At 29.5% G+C, this 16,326-nt stretch carries 13 protein-coding genes, 1 tRNA gene and 1 rRNA gene; 4 read left to right on the forward strand and 11 right to left on the reverse strand.

The features are described from left to right. Nucleotides 1–78: 78 nt before the first annotated feature. From bsdtw1_RS23055 to bsdtw1_RS23065, 3 genes are all read right to left on the reverse strand, one after another. On the reverse strand, nucleotides 79–999 hold the full coding sequence (locus tag bsdtw1_RS23055; protein WP_183280000.1) for a patatin-like phospholipase family protein: 921 nt from the start codon (nucleotides 997–999) through the stop codon (nucleotides 79–81). 489 nt (nucleotides 1,000–1,488) lie between these two features. Further along, on the reverse strand, nucleotides 1,489–2,292 hold the full coding sequence (locus bsdtw1_RS23060; protein ID WP_183280001.1) for a pyruvate, water dikinase regulatory protein: 804 nt from the start codon (nucleotides 2,290–2,292) through the stop codon (nucleotides 1,489–1,491). Nucleotides 2,293–2,567: 275 nt separating this feature from the next. Beyond that, nucleotides 2,568–5,282 (reverse strand): EAL domain-containing protein, encoded by a 2,715-nt coding sequence (locus bsdtw1_RS23065; protein WP_183280002.1) that lies wholly within the window; start codon nucleotides 5,280–5,282, stop codon nucleotides 2,568–2,570. Nucleotides 5,283–6,114: 832 nt separating this feature from the next. Between bsdtw1_RS23065 and bsdtw1_RS23070 the strand changes: the two genes are divergently transcribed. From bsdtw1_RS23070 to bsdtw1_RS23080, 3 genes are all read left to right on the forward strand, one after another. After that, nucleotides 6,115–6,858: a signal peptidase II gene (locus bsdtw1_RS23070; RefSeq protein WP_183280003.1), complete on the forward strand. Its 744-nt coding sequence runs from the start codon at nucleotides 6,115–6,117 to the stop codon at nucleotides 6,856–6,858. 487 nt (nucleotides 6,859–7,345) lie between these two features. Next, complete coding sequence (locus bsdtw1_RS23075; protein WP_183280004.1) at nucleotides 7,346–8,254, forward strand: alpha/beta hydrolase; 909 nt, start codon at nucleotides 7,346–7,348, stop codon at nucleotides 8,252–8,254. A gap of 351 nt (nucleotides 8,255–8,605) precedes the next feature. Continuing rightward, nucleotides 8,606–9,883, forward strand: coding sequence for an MFS transporter (locus bsdtw1_RS23080; protein ID WP_183280005.1), 1,278 nt, complete (start codon nucleotides 8,606–8,608; stop codon nucleotides 9,881–9,883). A 53-nt stretch (nucleotides 9,884–9,936) separates the two neighbouring features. Here the strand turns inward: bsdtw1_RS23080 and bsdtw1_RS23085 are convergent, their stop codons facing one another. Genes bsdtw1_RS23085 through bsdtw1_RS23100 form a run of 4 tightly spaced genes read right to left on the reverse strand, consistent with a single transcriptional unit; the run spans nucleotide 9,937 to nucleotide 13,488 of the window. Further along, on the reverse strand, nucleotides 9,937–11,301 hold the full coding sequence (locus bsdtw1_RS23085; RefSeq protein WP_183280006.1) for a PTS fructose transporter subunit IIC: 1,365 nt from the start codon (nucleotides 11,299–11,301) through the stop codon (nucleotides 9,937–9,939). 25 nt (nucleotides 11,302–11,326) lie between these two features. Then, nucleotides 11,327–11,770: a PTS sugar transporter subunit IIA gene (locus tag bsdtw1_RS23090; protein ID WP_183280007.1), complete on the reverse strand. Its 444-nt coding sequence runs from the start codon at nucleotides 11,768–11,770 to the stop codon at nucleotides 11,327–11,329. Between the two features lie 2 nt (nucleotides 11,771–11,772). After that, entirely contained in the window at nucleotides 11,773–12,708 is a 936-nt protein-coding gene (pfkB, locus tag bsdtw1_RS23095) for a 1-phosphofructokinase (RefSeq protein ID WP_183280008.1), read from the reverse strand. Nucleotides 12,709–12,726: 18 nt separating this feature from the next. Continuing rightward, complete coding sequence (locus tag bsdtw1_RS23100; RefSeq protein ID WP_183280009.1) at nucleotides 12,727–13,488, reverse strand: DeoR/GlpR family DNA-binding transcription regulator; 762 nt, start codon at nucleotides 13,486–13,488, stop codon at nucleotides 12,727–12,729. 275 nt (nucleotides 13,489–13,763) lie between these two features. On the opposite strand from bsdtw1_RS23100, the gene bsdtw1_RS23105 reads away from it, so the two are divergent. Beyond that, nucleotides 13,764–14,054 (forward strand): hypothetical protein, encoded by a 291-nt coding sequence (locus bsdtw1_RS23105; RefSeq protein ID WP_183280010.1) that lies wholly within the window; start codon nucleotides 13,764–13,766, stop codon nucleotides 14,052–14,054. Between the two features lie 356 nt (nucleotides 14,055–14,410). Here bsdtw1_RS23105 and rrf read toward each other — a convergent pair. The 4 genes from rrf to bsdtw1_RS23125 form a co-directional block, all read right to left on the reverse strand. Next, nucleotides 14,411–14,528: ribosomal RNA gene (gene rrf, locus bsdtw1_RS23110) — 5S ribosomal RNA — on the reverse strand. Between the two features lie 84 nt (nucleotides 14,529–14,612). Next, on the reverse strand, nucleotides 14,613–14,909 hold the full coding sequence (locus bsdtw1_RS23115) for a hypothetical protein (RefSeq protein WP_183280011.1): 297 nt from the start codon (nucleotides 14,907–14,909) through the stop codon (nucleotides 14,613–14,615). 220 nt (nucleotides 14,910–15,129) lie between these two features. Continuing rightward, nucleotides 15,130–15,894, reverse strand: a complete 765-nt coding sequence (locus tag bsdtw1_RS23120) for a phage replisome organizer N-terminal domain-containing protein (RefSeq protein WP_183280012.1) — start codon at nucleotides 15,892–15,894, stop codon at nucleotides 15,130–15,132. A 351-nt stretch (nucleotides 15,895–16,245) separates the two neighbouring features. Continuing rightward, a tRNA-Lys gene (locus bsdtw1_RS23125) sits at nucleotides 16,246–16,321 on the reverse strand. Nucleotides 16,322–16,326: the final 5 nt, after the last annotated feature.

The raw sequence follows: 16,326 nt of genomic DNA on the forward strand, positions 1-16,326 counted from the left end.
TCATCACTATTTAATTCAATTATTGCTTTTATTATAAAGATATACCAAATCACCGAAAAATCTAATTTTAAATTAATATTATTCATTTCTATTATTTACTATAATATCTCTAAACCTATTAGATTGTTTTAACAACTTCTTGCCAACATTGGCTACAACATCTTGAGGAAGTTTCATTAAATTATATTTTGTTAGCTCTATAATAGGTTCAAATAGATTTTTTGTATCATCATAACCTTGCTTGATTCTTTTTCTAGCACCGTTAGGTGTAAAATCTAAAGTTGCACTAAGAACACCCTCGTCCATTTCACTAGGTATTATTTCAATTATTTTAGCATTTGGAAACGCAGCTCTATCTACTTCGCTTACAAGAGATAAGTTTACAGCTATTATTATGTCACAACCATCTCCGTAGAGTGGTTGGATTGGTAAATTGTCACACATAGCTCCATCTAAATATTTTCTAGTTTCGATTTCTTTACTTTCATATACAACCGGTATAGCAGAACTAGCCAATAGTATCTCCTTTATTCCATTCTCATCATATTCATTTAGCTTAAAATACTTAGGTTTAATGGAAGGCATTTCACTGCAAGCAGCATAGCAAGTTATTTGAGATCTCTGTACCTTTTCAAAATCTATATGTTTATTCATCAGATCAATTAGTCCTTGCCTTGATATATTTCCCATTTCCAAAGTTTTCGGAATATACTTTTTAACAAAATTTATGTTCCTTGATCCCCAAGCTAACATTAAACTTTTCTTCATTAATTCTATATTTTTAGCAGGTAAAATTTCGTCTCTTGATAAGTTGAGCCATAAATCTTCTGCTTTATCTACATCTCCACACATAAATAAAACTGCATTTAATGCTCCTATAGAGGTTCCTGAAACAACCTTAATATATTTATCAAACCCTAAATCAACTAAGGCTCTCCATACCCCTATTTGATAAGCGCCTCTTCCTCCACCACCTGCCAACACTAACCCTATTTTCATATAAGCCTCCTAGCCCTAAATCTATACTTATTTATAAAATATTCATTACACAGTATATGGTTCTTAATCATATTTATTTAAATTATAGACATGTCATTGAAATATAAAACATATTTATGTATTAAGTAAGTAATTTAACAAATACTATCAATGTCGGAAGTTTGAACAGATGTATTTGATAAAACACTATATACTGTATGACTTTTTACGAATCTAATATAGATATTGAAATAGGAACATCTCCATGTCATATTTCAAAAAAGATCGCTGAAGTGATTTTCTTCAGTGATTTTTTTTGCGCACCCGCCTTTTCTGAACATAGTGTATAGCTTCTGGCATACTAATAAGTTTTATTTTATTGTATATCCATAAAAAACTGTAAAACTACTGAAACATCTATATCTAGCTAGGTTGAAAACTTTAAAATTCATATATATTAAAAGGTGATACATCCCAAAAGGATATACCACCTTAAATTACACTTATATTCTATTTACCCTGCCCAATAGACTCCATTATTATTAGAGCCGTATCTTCAATAGCTCTTTGAGTAACATCAATAGTTTTACATCCTAGCTTTCTTATAATCTTATCAGCGAAATCAAATTCTTCTAATATTCTTGAATCACTAGCATATTCAATCTCAGAAGAAATTCTATGAAATTTATCTAATCTTCTTTTCCTAATTTCGATTAGCTGAAGTGGATTGATAGTTAACCCAAATACCTTCTTCTTATCTATTTGATATAATTCATCTGGAACTCCTACTTCTGGAACAAGAGGAATATTTATAGCTTTTATCCCCTTATTTGCTAGATACATACATAAAGGAGTCTTAGAAGTTCTGGATAATCCAATTAAAACTACATCAGCATTCTTAAGACCTCTATAATCTTTCGAATCATCATATTGCATAGCGAATTCCATGGCTTCTATTCTCTTAAAGTACATTTCATCAGTTTTCCACATAGCCCCCGGATTATAATCAGGATGGGTATTCAATATTGTGGAAGCTACATTTATTATTGGCCCCAATACATTTATTATATTTATATTTTTTTCTATACATTTTTCAGTTAAAAATTCTCTTACATTAACAGTTATTATAGTTGATACTACCATGCAAGATGTACATGTATCTATGTTTTTTATTAATTCTTCAACATCTTCAAATGATTTAACATACGGAATCCTCTTTACCTCTGCCTTATCCTTAAACTGACTCGCCGCTGCTATAGCAACTTGTTCCGCAGTTTCTCCTATAGAATCTGAAACAGCAAATATGGTTAACATCCTATATACCCTCTTTCTTATCATTAAGTTATAAATTCTATTACATTTAACCCAAAAATTAACCCTTCTATTAATTATTATACCTATAAATTACACACAAGTATAACTAAATTGTATACATAAATTTATTCTTTAACCCCACCTTTATAATTTAGTACAATTTTTTCTTTTTATACATAGCTGCAACTATACATAAAACTAAGCTAAGATTTAATAATTCCTTAAAACAAAAAGAATCCTAAATTCAAATTAGAACTCTTTTTATCATTAAGGAGTTATTTAGTTGACTTGAATTTTAGAAGCCTTCTATATTCTTCTTCAACCACTTCATATGGTACTGGCTTACTAAAATAATAACCTTGTACTACATCACAACTAATTTCTTCAAGAAATCTAAGTTGCTCATCTTCTTCAACACCTTCAGCTATAACTTCCATCCTTAAATCATGAGCAAGTTTTATTATTCCATCAAGCAAAGCCCTATTGTTATGTGTAGAGTTAATATCATCAATAAATGACTTATCTATTTTTAACACCTCGATAGGAAGCATCTTTAAATAACTTAAGGAAGAATACCCAGTACCAAAATCATCTAACACAATCTTAAAGCCTAATTTTCTTAAATTGTTGAGAATTTCATTACTATATTCAATATTATTAATTATAGCAGTCTCAGTTATTTCAAATTCTACTTGACTAGAATCTATTCTAGTCTCTTCTAAAGCCTTTTGCACTGTAGCTAAAAAGTTTTTATCTAATAGTTGTACTGCAGAAATATTTATAGAAATCACATTATACCCTATATTTTTCATTCGCAATTCATTAGCACTCTTAAAAACCTTATATATAAGCCATTCTCCTATAGGTACTATACTTCCAGTTTCTTCAGCGATAGGGATAAATTCTGCTGGAGATACTCTTCCTAATACCGGTGAATTCCATCTTAAAAGCGCTTCAAGACCTCTTAATTTGTGTTGTTCCAAATCCATCTGAGCTTGATAGTACACTTCTAATTCATTATCATAATTTATATCACTTAAACCTTGCTCTATTGCAATTTTTCTGTTAAAGCTTTCAAACATATTATTATCAAATAACAGAGCTTTGTTTTTTCCGCTTTCTTTAGCTCCATACATCGCTATATCAGCATTTCTTATTATATCTTCTACATTATTACCATTCTTAGGGAATTCTACTATTCCTGCACTAGAAGAAACAGTTATGCATTTTCCCTCTATATAAAAGTTGCTTTTTAATCCAGTTTGTATTTCATTAACCAAATGCTCTATATTTTCATATTTACTTACATCCTTCATAAGCAACAGAAACTCATCTCCACCTATTCTTGCAACAATTGTATTATCTTTATTTAAATCGCTTAGGAGTTTAGCTATTTCTATAAGTAATAAATCACCAATCCTATGACCTAATGTATCATTAATGTTTTTAAAATTATCTACATCTATAAGTACTACTATTGCATTTAGATTGTTTTCTTGCAAACTTTCTATTTCTTTAGCTAATTCCTTTTGAAAATATATCTTATTTGGAAGTTTAGTAAGTTGATCATAATACGCTAAATTAAAAATATCCTCTTCATATAACTTTTTTAAAGTTATATCCGTAATGGATCCACATATTTTAGAATTTCTTTTATTATTTTTGCTTGCCGGCTTGGATTTCACACTTAACCATATATATTCTCCATCTATCTTCCTAATCCTAAATTCACTTTCAAATGTAGATTCATGTCCTTTAATTAAGGAGGTAAAACTATCACATGCTTTTCCATAGTCGTCTGGATGTATCAATTCTATTAAAGATTGAAGGGTATATCTTTTATTATCAGTATTATATCCTGATATTGAACTAAACTTTTCTGACAGTGTTAGTTTATCCTTATCTATATCATATTCCCATATAGCATCACTAGAAGAATCAATAATACAGCTTAACTTGTCTAAGATATTATTAATATGTGAAGCTATAATTGCAACCTCATCCTTAGCTCCCTCATCAAACCTTAGCTTCAAGTCATCTGCACCTATATGTTCTATATCTTCAGCAAGTATCTTCAAATTTTTAGTTATACTTTTAGTAACACGACCACCTAAAAAAATAGCTAATATAGATATAAGCAAAGAAGATAGTATAGTTATCTCTAATATATCCTTAGAATACTTATTCATTTCTTTTTCATCTATCATTCCAACTATTATCCAATTGGTTCTTAGCGATTTACTGTAGAAACAATATTTTTTCTCACCATTATACTCTAATGTTATTAATTTTTTACTTCCAGATAGAATTGTTTTAGTTAACTCTTCACTTTTTATATAAGTCCCTACTTGTTCATTATCATAACCGGCCATTATTTTATACTTTGAATCTAATAACATAATATGACCTGTATCGCCTAATTTTATATTTGATATATAATCAACAAGTGAATCCATAGCAAAATCAATTCCAAGTACACCTATGAGTTTTCCATTTTTGTATAAAGCTTTAGATACAGTTATTACTGTTTTTCCTGTTACCTTATCTGTATAAGCATCGCTCCATACATTTGTATTTCCTTTAACAGCGGCAGTATACCAGTCTCTTTCACTTAAGTTGCCAAGAGCAGTATCTGTCCTTGGGCTAATAACACAGCTTCCATCATCATATGCAAGGTATATATTTAGCACACTTCCATAGGTTTCAGATATACCATCTAAATCATTCTGCATATGCTCTTTATCTGAAAATGATATATTTTTATCTATTAAGTTTGATTTTTCAATTTGATCAATTATATGCTCCTGCTGTTTTGTAAAATTATTAACAGAAAAATCTACAGTATTCATAAGAAGCATACTTCGCTCTTCAAATGATTGCCTTACTATCCTATTAGCATTAACAAAATATATTGTGCCTAAAAAAACTACTGTAGTAATCACTAATAATATAGCAAATGATCTAACCTTCTTTGTTATTGTATATCTCATCAAATCCCTTCCCTTATCAAAATTGCAAATACCAGACATGATATAGATTTCTATTTAGAAAACAATATTCTATTTTAGATTGCTTAACCAATCTGGAGAGGAATTTAATGATTTGATATACATATGTATATCAATGTATGCCTTCTTCCTCTTATCTGTAAATAGGTCCTAAGTTTAATTCTTTTACAAACATGCCTCAGTATTTTCATCGTTATAAATATAAAACTCTTAAGTGAAAATCAGTAAATAATTTATCGGAGTAAATCAAGATGTATTTAACATGCGGTCTTTTATAGACAAATTTAGTAAAATAGATGTGTTTTAATCATTAGTATTTTTAAACTACGTTTTAATATTTTTTTTAATCCTTTTGTATTTTACCAAAGTATGTAATTTATTTCAATAAAAAACATGTATTTTTTTGTCTAAACTTGTATTTTTATGAGATGTTCATGTAAAAAGCTATACATTTATAAAATACGTAAATAATAATTAACTTTTTTATACTTTATTCAAAGATATGTATATTTATAAATTTTCTTAAAATATCATGTAATTGTTAACATGAATTGCAACTTAAAACTTCCAATTAATTTATTAACCCAAATATCAATTTATAAATTCTTTACAAAACTAATCCATTCTTATAATAAAAAAAGCAAATAAAACTAGCTTCAAAAACACATAGAAAATATAATTAATCGAAATTACTTATATTTTCTAACTATTAGTTGAACATAAATCTAAATAGATGATAAAATCAATTTATGAAACGATAACTTGCAATATAATATAAATACAATTTTAACTTAAATTCTAGGAGGAACTATCAATGAATAAATCTCGATTATTAACTGTGGGCATTCTACCTATTATGTGGATAATATATTTTGCGTTTGAGTTTATAACAGGTAGGATTCATTCACAATATGATATAATAATGAACCTTTTACCTACGATACTCTTCGCTATAGTTGGCTTTTTAATATATTACTTAGGAAAAAGATTTTCTAAAGGATTATCAAAGTCTAGTCTATGGATTGTATTTACTTCCACATTTATCTTAGATCAAGGAATAAAGTATATTATAAAAAACTGGTACTTTGACAAAAGCTTTTTTTTAATAGATAATTTCTTAAGCTTTAATCCAATAATTAATTCGTCAGGTTCATGGCTAAATGCTAGATTTGGTACTGGTCTAAGCTTCTCAGTTCTCATAACAGTAAATATAATAGCAATATTGATTTTTATTGAAAGTTATAGATATTATCTTCATAAAGGACATAAGGACTTTTGGGCTGATATGAGCTTTTGTTTTATACTAAGTGGATGTCTATGTTCATTAATAGATAAAGTGTTTTATGGTGGTAGTTTAGATTTTATAGGCATAAGTTCTCTTTTTATAGCAGACTTAAAGGATATATACATAAACCTAGCAATCTTCTTTTTAGCTTTATGCATATATAACAATGGATTTTGGCAAACATCTGAAGAAACAACTTTAAAACAAGATGTTGAAAGTATTAAAAGGTTTCTTATCTTTATAAAAAAAGATATTTTTCAAGGTTCAAAATAAATTAAAAAGTAATTATAAAATACTTTATACGATCACTATTATTTAGCAATTGCCCTTGATTATAATTTCTTTTTGAATTAAAATTAAATTGAATGTTTAATCTTTAACAAACCTTTATTCATTTTACGTTAAATTTTTCTGCATTTGCAGAGTATTTTTAAGAATCAGCATTTGAAGTATTAACTTTATTTTGCAGATCCTTAAAAATTTTTTTTGTGTTTTTTCATTGTTATGATATCTCTAACAAATTATAATAATAATTCTGTTTTCAAGATAATTCTACTTATGAAAATAGGTATATTAAATAAAACAAAAGCCTTCTGATCATTCGGAAGGCTTTTATTTTATTTATTCTTTTATAAAAAACAAGTATTTCTAACAATTAAATACTAATACTTTAATTACAGAAAACTTTAATTATCAAATCTGTTGTTCATCATTTTCACTAGAAGTATAATTACTAATATATATTAAAATGGAGGTCATTATGAAAATTCTGTTATTATTAATAATACTCTTATTACTAGTTGCAGTAGTTACTTCTATGTATTTTTCTAGAATTGTAGTACTCCCTACTGTAAAAAAATATGATGACACACTTTCAGCTGAATTAGATGCTGGAAATATAAAAGATTACATCCTTAATGAACTAGAGAAAGAAGAAATATATATACCATCAACCTTTGGTTATAAACTTCATGGTTTCTTTTTCCCTAATAATAATTCTAAAAAGGTTATTATTTTTGCTCATGGTATAACATGGAGCTTGTATGGATCTATGAAGTATATGGATATATTTATAAAGAGAGGTTTTGCTGTACTTATATATGATCATAGAAATCATGGTCTTAGTGGAGGAAATGATACTTCTTTCGGTTATTATGAAAAACATGATTTAAAAACATGTACAGATTGGGTTATTGATAGAGTTGGATCTTCAACTATAATAGGAGTACATGGAGAGTCAATGGGCGGAGGAACAGTACTTCAATATATATCAATGGATCCACGCGTTAAATTTTGTATAGACGATTGTGGTTATTCTGATACAACTGAACTTTTCAAACATAGGCTTAAAAATGATTTTAAACTATTAAAGCAACTTCCTCTTATACCTCTTGCAAGTATAGCAACAAAAATCACAAAGGGCTGGAGCTTTAATGATGTTAGTCCTATAAAAACAATAAGCAAGATAAATACACCTATATTATTTATACATGGTGAAAAAGATGATTATGTACCAACTAAAATGTCTCATGATCTATATTCTTTAAAAAGTGGATTTAAAGATATTTATATAGCACCAGGTGCTGACCATGCACAGGCTTATACTAGTAATCCAGAAGAGTATGAAAAAAGAGTTGATAAATTCTTAAGAGATATAAATATAATATAGAGTTCCTAACTCAACTATTAATTTATACATGCCTGAAAATCCCCAGAAACCGAGATTTTCAAACAAGCATAAATTAAGTTTCGATAAAGAAACTCTTTATAGCAACTACATCCTTATTTAAATTACAGATGTGCTTTAAAATTCAAAAGTATTTCTTTACATGAAGTTATAAAAGATCAACTTTGAAGATAAACTTGAATTAAAAAAGTACATCTTTTTATTGTTCAAAAAGTAGTTCAATAAAATGACGGTAAATTTTGAGTTAATATTTGTAAATTTATAAGATAATTACGCACTAATCTAGTATACTTAAAATAGATACTTATTTTATGAGAAAAGGAGTGTTTGATTTTGACCAAACAAGAAAAAAGTTGGATTTTATATGATTTTGCCAACTCTGCCTACTCCATAACTATAACTACTGCAATCTTACCAGTATTCTTCAAAACAGTTGCTGCAAAAGGACTTGACGGCCCTACCTCTACAGCATACTGGGGATATGCAAATTCTATATCAACCTTACTAGTAGCAATTATAGCTCCTCTTCTAGGAACTATAGCAGACTATAAGTTTAGAAAAAAACGTTTCTTCTTAGTGTTTACTCTAGTCGGAATAATATCAACTGCATTATTGATGTTTGTAGGTGAAGGAAACTGGCTTACTTGCCTCATCATTTACACGCTTACTGTCATAGGCTTCTCTGGAAGCTGCGTTTTTTATGACTCCTTTATAACCGATGTAACTGATAATGATAATATGGACAATGTATCATCACTTGGTTTTGCTTGGGGATATATCGGAGGAACTATACCATTTTTAGCATGTATCCTCTTAATAATGTTTGCAGGTAGAATAGGTATATCCACTGTTCTAGCTACTGAGTTATCATTTCTAATCACAGCTATTTGGTGGTTTATATTTACTCTCCCTATACTTAAGAATGTAAAACAAGTTTATTTTATAGAACCTGAACCTAATTATATAAAAAATAGCTTTAAAAAATTATGGAGTACTTTTAAAAAAGTTAAGCAAAATAAAGAAATATTTTTATTTCTTTTAGCTTTCTTCTTCTATATAGATGGTGTACATACCATCATATCAATGGCAACTGCATTCGGTTTAGATATCGGTATGTCTACTAATATGATGATGATAGTATTAGTGGTTCTTCAAGTTGTAGCTTTCCCTTGCTCCATGATATATGGCAAGTTAGCAAAGAAGTTTTCTTCTGGAAAGATGATTTTATTTGGAATAATAACCTATTGTATTGTATCAATCTACGGAGTATTTATAAAAAGTACTTTAGATTTTTGGATTCTTGCAATTCTTGTAGGAAGCGCGCAAGGAGGTATACAAGCCCTAAGCAGATCATACTTTGGAAAACTTATACCTAAAGAAAATTCTGCAGAGTATTATGGAATATACAATATATTTGGAAGAATATCATCAGTATTCGGCCCACTGCTTATGGGAATCATAGGTTCTGCCACTAATAATACTAGATATGGAGTGCTAAGCCTCATAGTCCTTTTTGCAATTGGTGCCTTTATATTTATAAGATTGGATAATCATATTGAAAAATCACAAAGTACAGGTAAGAGCACAGTTTCTATAAATCCATCAGAGTAACTGCCTTAATATAAAAAAATCCCTGCCATTATGTTGGCAGGGATTTTTTTATATTAAGCCACTGGCTTTTTAATTGTTGAAAGTATAACTCCACCTACAACTGCTCCGATTAATATAGATAGAACATACATTAATACGTTACCTACTGCATTTGGTATAAAGAATACGAATAATCCACCATGAGGTACTGCAAGAGTACACTTAAATAACATTGATAGTGCCCCTGTTAGAGCTGAACCTACCATAATTGAAGGTATTACTCTTAATGGATCTGCTGCTGCGAAAGGTATTGCACCTTCTGTTATAAATGCTGCACCTAGAGCCCAAGCTGCTTTTCCCGCTTCTCTTTCTTGAGTTGTGAATTTATTCTTTCCTAAAACTGTTGCTACTGCTACTGCAAGTGGTGGAACCATACCAGCTGCCATTACTGCTGCCATTATAGCAGAAGGTTGGCCTTGAGAGATAGTTGCTACACCGAAAGTATAAGCTGCTTTATTTAAAGGACCTCCCATATCGAAAGCCATCATTAATCCAATTATTGTTCCAAGTAATATAGCATTAGTTCCACTTAAACTATTTAACCATCCAGTAAGTGCATCATTAATTCCCTTAACTGGGTTACCTAATACATAAATCATTATTAGTCCTACTATAAGTGTTGAAAGTACAGGTAAAACAAGTACAGGCATTAAACCTTCTAAAGACTTTGGTAGTTTTATAACCTTCTTTAAATAATACACTGTATAACCAGCAAGGAAACCGGCAATTAATCCACCTAAGAAACCTGAACCAATATTTGATGCTAAATAACCACCAACCATACCAGGTACTAAACCAGGTCTATCAGCTATTGAATAAGCAATATATCCAGCAAGTATAGGTACTAAGAAACTAAATGCGCCATTGGCACCAATTCTAAATAGTGCTTCTGCAAAAGATCCTTTAACCTCAAATGCTTTTATTCCGAATGCAAATGATAATGCTATTAATATACCCCCAGCTACTACGAATGGTATCATGAAAGATACACCATTCATTAAGTGCTTGTATGGTCCATTTCTATTTTCTTTTTCTTGAGTATTTGCTGAAGCTTCAGCCTTTCTTGGAGCATCACTAGCTTTAGCTGCTAACGCTCTTTGAATAAGTGCTTTTGGATCCTTGATAGCATCCTTTACAGAAACCTCAACTAAAGGCATTCCTGCAAATCTGCTTTTGTCTACATTTGTATCTGCTGCAATTATTACAGCACTTGCATTTCTTAAATCTTCTTGAGTTATAACATTTTCAGCACCTACAGAACCTTGAGTTTCAACCTTTATCTCGTGGCCTAATTCCTTAGCTGCCATTTGAAGAGCCTCCGCTGCCATGTATGTATGTGCAATACCGGTTGGACAAGATGTTATTGCTACTAATTTCATACTAAATACCCCCTATTTTTTTATTTTATTCGAATACTTTTATAAACTGATCAAAACTAGTACAATTCATAAGTGACTCTCTAATATCTGAGTGCATAAGTTTTCTTGATATTTCACTTAATGCTCTAAGATGAGTATCATTTGCTTCTTCAGGAACAGCTATTAAGAAGAATAAATGTGCTGGCTTTTCATCCATTGATTCATAATCAACTCCTGCCTTGCTTTTCCCGAATGCTATAGAAGCTTTATTTACAGAATTACTCTTTCCATGAGGTATCGCTATTCCCATTCCTATACCTGTAGAAAACTCTTCTTCTCTTTTAAGTACTGCTTCCTTAAATACCTTGCTGTCATTTATAACTCCGTCTTTCACTAATATATCGATAAGTTCATCCAAAGCCTCCATTTTTGTCTTAGCTTTCATATCAAAACAAACTCTTTTTTCTGTAAACATATCCTTTGTTGCCATTGTTATACCTCCTCAATATTTTCCTTTACTTTCAGTATCATACTTTCTACTTGCTCAAGCTTACACGCTTCTGTACCTTCTAAGGTAACTGTAGCTGCTCCACAGCCTTGCGCAAATATCAGTGTGTTCTTTGCATCTAGTTTATTTACTATGGAATAAACCAAAGCTGCAACCATAGAGTCTCCTGCACCAACTGTACTTCTTACAGGAACCTTAATTCCTTTAGCAAAGAATGTTTTTTCTTTTGTAATATAAACTGCACCTTCAGATCCCATTGAAACCAATATATTATCAATGCCTTGTTCTCTTATTTTGTCACAGGATTCAATTATTTTCTCAACATTATCTAATTCTTCATTAAACAATAATGATAATTCATGATTATTAGGTTTTATTGCAAAAGGTTTTTCTTTTAGCCCATTTGCAAGTAATTCTCCTTCAGCATCAAGAATAGTTAATGCTCCTTTACTTTTTGCAATACTTATCAGTGTTCCGTATATATCCTTAGGTAAACTTGATGGTATACCACCTGACAATACAACAATATCTCCCTCTGAACATTTTTCAGTATATAATGCTATAAATTCATCCAATTCAGCTTTAGATATCTCAGGTCCTGCTTCATTTATATCTGTATAAATGTTATTCTTAGTATCTACCACTTTTGTATTAGTTCTAGTGCTTGCATTAATATCTATAAATTGATGATTGATCCCTCTTTTATCTAGTTCATGCTCAAAACTTACCTTCCATGTTCCACCAAGAAATCCTATAGCTAAGGAATCTATTCCAAAATTCTTTAATACCTTAGATACATTTACTCCTTTTCCTCCTATATCATATCTTATATCTGAGGTCCTATTAACAGTACCTAGTTTAAAATCGTCTATTATAAGAGTTTTATCCATGGCTGGGTTAAGAGTTACTGTTATTATCATTCGCTCACCTCCTTAATCTTAAGCTGTTATAATATCCACGCCTATTTCTGCATATTGTTTTATTACTTCTTCATCAATATCTTTACTAGTTATAATCATACTTACCGCCTTTACCGGACATATTACAGAAAATGAAACATTATTAAACTTACTACTATCTGCAACTATGATTACTTTACTTGCATAATTAATCATTGATTTCTTTGTCTGAGCTTCAATAAAATTAGGTGTTGTTATACCGTCTTCTATAGAAACTCCATTGGCACCTATAAACGCTTTGTCCACTCTGAAATTCTTAATAACACTTTCTGTCAAATGACCAACCATAGCTCTAGTATTAAGTCTTAAACTACCTCCAGTTACTATTATCTCTATACCTTCCTTTTCAGAAAGTTCTGCTGCTATATCTATTGAATTTGTTATTACTGTTATATCTCTTCCATTTATTCTTTTAGCTATTTCAAGAGTCGTTGTACCTGAATCAAGTATTATAGTGTCACCATCTTCAATCATCTCACTTGCAACTTCTGCAATACTATGTTTTTGATCAATTCTCTCATCTTGTTTGTCAGTAAAGGATGGTTCAAAGCTTGTTCTATTGTTTATACCTACAGCTCCACCATGAGTTCTCATAAGAAGCTTTTTTTCTTCTAGCTCTTGTAAATCTCTTCTTATAGTAGATTCGGATACATTAAGTAGTACCGCTATATCCATAACCTTTATACTACTTTCTGAATTAAGCATATCGAGTATTTTTTGTTGTCTTTCTTCAGCGAACATAACTAGTTATACACCTTCTTTATTTCTAATGACATAAAGCTTGATTACTTTTGATTGTATCTGCTTGTTTGATTATATTTTATATGATAACATTTACAAAGTCAATATTATTTGCGCAAAATATTTCAAAAACAATCATGATTTTATTGGCAAAAATAGCTTTTGTGCTCATTTATGATTTTTATTGATTATATCACTCATAACTGCCACTTTATATTGTTTCTATTATTATTGAATGATTTAATTCATATAATTATGTGGAGGTGATTATTTAGATGAACATTATAACTGATTCTGTTAGATTTCAAGAAGAGCTTTCAGGCGGAAGAGTAATAACAAGAACTTTTAATACTTACCCTATAAGATTATCTAAGGTTGCTGCAGCACTACAAGGAATAGATTATGGCTTTTCAGATGACGAAGGGCAATTCTTTCGTTGCACTATAGATATAAAAGCGCAGATAGTCAATATCTATCAAATTAAGGTACTTATAACTTTTGGGTTACGCTCAAAAAGTTTTGACAAAAGAACTGATGCTACAATTAATTACATTCTACTGTTTTGATAAATATAAGAAATAGTCCTCACACTTAGTATTCCTAATTTTTATAATACAATAAATAAAACTATAGACCTATTTACATCAATGTTATTATTTCTAATTTAAAATAATCTATGTATTTTATTGTTAACTTTAATTAAAATTCTACAAATTTCCACGAAGATGACATACTCTTTTTCTTCCTATTTCATTAAGACTTTAGCCATCATGATTTGTTACTATAAAAAAAGCAAAAAACCACCATCAAAATATTAAAATATTTTGATAGTGGTTTCTTTATATTAATACGCTAAGCAAACTTAAACAAAACTTTATTCTTATAAAGTTAATGCTCCATCATATTACTGATGGAGCACATTACCTAGCGACCACCTACTCTCCCACACAGTCGCCCATGCAGTACCATCAGCCGTCTAAGTCTTAACCTTCGTGTTCGGTATGGGTACGGGTGTAACCCTTAGACGCATCATCACTAGATTTTTAAAAGCAAAAGCTTTTCAACACTTATATATTATACTTGTTATGTTGAAGCTTGTCAATATAAATTTTATAATATAATTTCTAAATTTTATTTATCATACCATAAACTTTATCTAATTTCTTTTTACTCTCTTCTATTCTCTTCAATAGTTTTCTTCTATTAGAATCTATAACCTTGTATCTTTTTGTGCTTCTTTCTTCTAATAATTTTATATCACTTAATTGTTCCGAATCATACTCTATATCTTTTTCTAACTTCTCTAAATCTAATAAACATCTATTATATATATCACTCAAATAGGAAATCAGATATTCCTGTGATACATTTTCAAAATCAATTTCTTTTTTATAATTATCTTTGACTTCATCTATATCCATATTACTAACTCCAGAAAATAAATACTACTAATAATTATATTCAATAAGCTATATATATATGAATTGATTTGGCGCCTTAAAATTTTATTATTTATGCTAGTTTCAGTTTATAGATATACAAAGTTTATATTTTCAAATTCTTGTCTCATAATCCAATAGAGTTTTGAAAATAGTTTTAAGATTGAAATATAGCATTCTTCATAACTACATAAAACATTGTTTATACAAAAGACCATTCTGCAATACTAATCCCAGGTTTTAAAGATGTATTTTCATCTACTATACCACACATATCTTCATCAATAATGTCTTGGCATATGATTTCTCCACACTTATTATCACAACTCAAAATTTCTTTATTCTTACCACTTCTCCTTTTCGTGTTTTTTTTACTTATTAGCATTATAGGAGGATCTTTCTTAGAGATATCTTTATTTGCTTTGTCCCACATTTTTTCATTGATTTCAATACACTTGTTATTTGGCACATCTAAATCATCTATATTATTCTTTGTAGTACTTTTCAGAGAACTGTCAAGCTTCTTATCCTCTTTCGATTTATTATCATTAATATCAACTGGTGCTTCAAAGTTTTCATCTAATAATCCATGAATATTCTTTATCTCTGTATTTTGGTCCTCACATATTTCTTTATCTTTAACCTTAATATTTTGATGTTTTACAAAATTCTTAACCATATATATCTTATCTTCAATAAATTCAACCATCTCTAACTCGATAAATGTTTCTAATGCTAGTTTAACTTGGTCACTATCTCTATTAAATTCTATTGATAAGCTCTCTATTGTGTATGGTATACTTTTTGAAAGAAATAAGTTTCCTTCCATATTCACCTTTCCAGCTAACATTACAATCCTATTCCATATATAATGAATAACATCTCTTTCAGGTTTTCTATCTATTATCTTAAATTTGGTATCATCATACATATCAACTCTAAACTTTACATATTTTCTTTCTCTCATATTCTTCTTCTCCTCTACATACTCAATATTTACGTCTAAACCATTTTATCTATTTTGTCTTCGAATAATATATATGCATTTGTAGATAAGATTGCAGAATTATTTATAGTTTATTTGGATAAATTCTAATATAAAGTAGTTTATCTAAAGATGAACAACTTCAATCCGAAATCTATTTTTAAAACTCTCACGGGTTCTGATGAGAGAATTTAAAAATATAAATTCTACTACGAAGTGGTTCATCTACATAATAAAAAAACGCTAAAATATCTCACTTTAGCTTTTTTACACATCTATGTTATCAAATAAAAAAAGATAAAGCAAAAAGACTTCACATTGTGAAGTCTTTACTGGTGCACCATCAGGGACTCGAACCCGGGGCACCCTGATTAAGAGTCAGGTGCTCTACCAACTGAGCTAATAGTGCATATA

Source organism: Clostridium fungisolvens, assembly GCF_014193895.1.
Classification (GTDB): Bacteria; Bacillota; Clostridia; order Clostridiales; family Clostridiaceae; genus Clostridium_AR; species Clostridium_AR fungisolvens.

Bases quoted from the DNA above. Each gene is read 5' to 3' on its own strand.
- bsdtw1_RS23105 (WP_183280010.1), top strand. From the start codon at position 13,764: ATGAACATTATAACTGATTCTGTTAGATTTCAAGAAGAGCTTTCAGGC.
- bsdtw1_RS23100 (WP_183280009.1), bottom strand. From the start codon at position 13,488: ATGTTCGCTGAAGAAAGACAACAAAAAATACTCGATATGCTTAATTCA.
- bsdtw1_RS23065 (WP_183280002.1), bottom strand. From the start codon at position 5,282: ATGAGATATACAATAACAAAGAAGGTTAGATCATTTGCTATATTATTA.
- bsdtw1_RS23075 (WP_183280004.1), top strand. From the start codon at position 7,346: ATGAAAATTCTGTTATTATTAATAATACTCTTATTACTAGTTGCAGTA.
- bsdtw1_RS23120 (WP_183280012.1), bottom strand. From the start codon at position 15,894: ATGAGAGAAAGAAAATATGTAAAGTTTAGAGTTGATATGTATGATGAT.
- pfkB (WP_183280008.1), bottom strand. From the start codon at position 12,708: ATGATAATAACAGTAACTCTTAACCCAGCCATGGATAAAACTCTTATA.
- bsdtw1_RS23055 (WP_183280000.1), bottom strand. From the start codon at position 999: ATGAAAATAGGGTTAGTGTTGGCAGGTGGTGGAGGAAGAGGCGCTTAT.
- bsdtw1_RS23115 (WP_183280011.1), bottom strand. From the start codon at position 14,909: ATGGATATAGATGAAGTCAAAGATAATTATAAAAAAGAAATTGATTTT.
- bsdtw1_RS23070 (WP_183280003.1), top strand. From the start codon at position 6,115: ATGAATAAATCTCGATTATTAACTGTGGGCATTCTACCTATTATGTGG.
- bsdtw1_RS23085 (WP_183280006.1), bottom strand. From the start codon at position 11,301: ATGAAATTAGTAGCAATAACATCTTGTCCAACCGGTATTGCACATACA.
- bsdtw1_RS23060 (WP_183280001.1), bottom strand. From the start codon at position 2,292: ATGTTAACCATATTTGCTGTTTCAGATTCTATAGGAGAAACTGCGGAA.
- bsdtw1_RS23090 (WP_183280007.1), bottom strand. From the start codon at position 11,770: ATGGCAACAAAGGATATGTTTACAGAAAAAAGAGTTTGTTTTGATATG.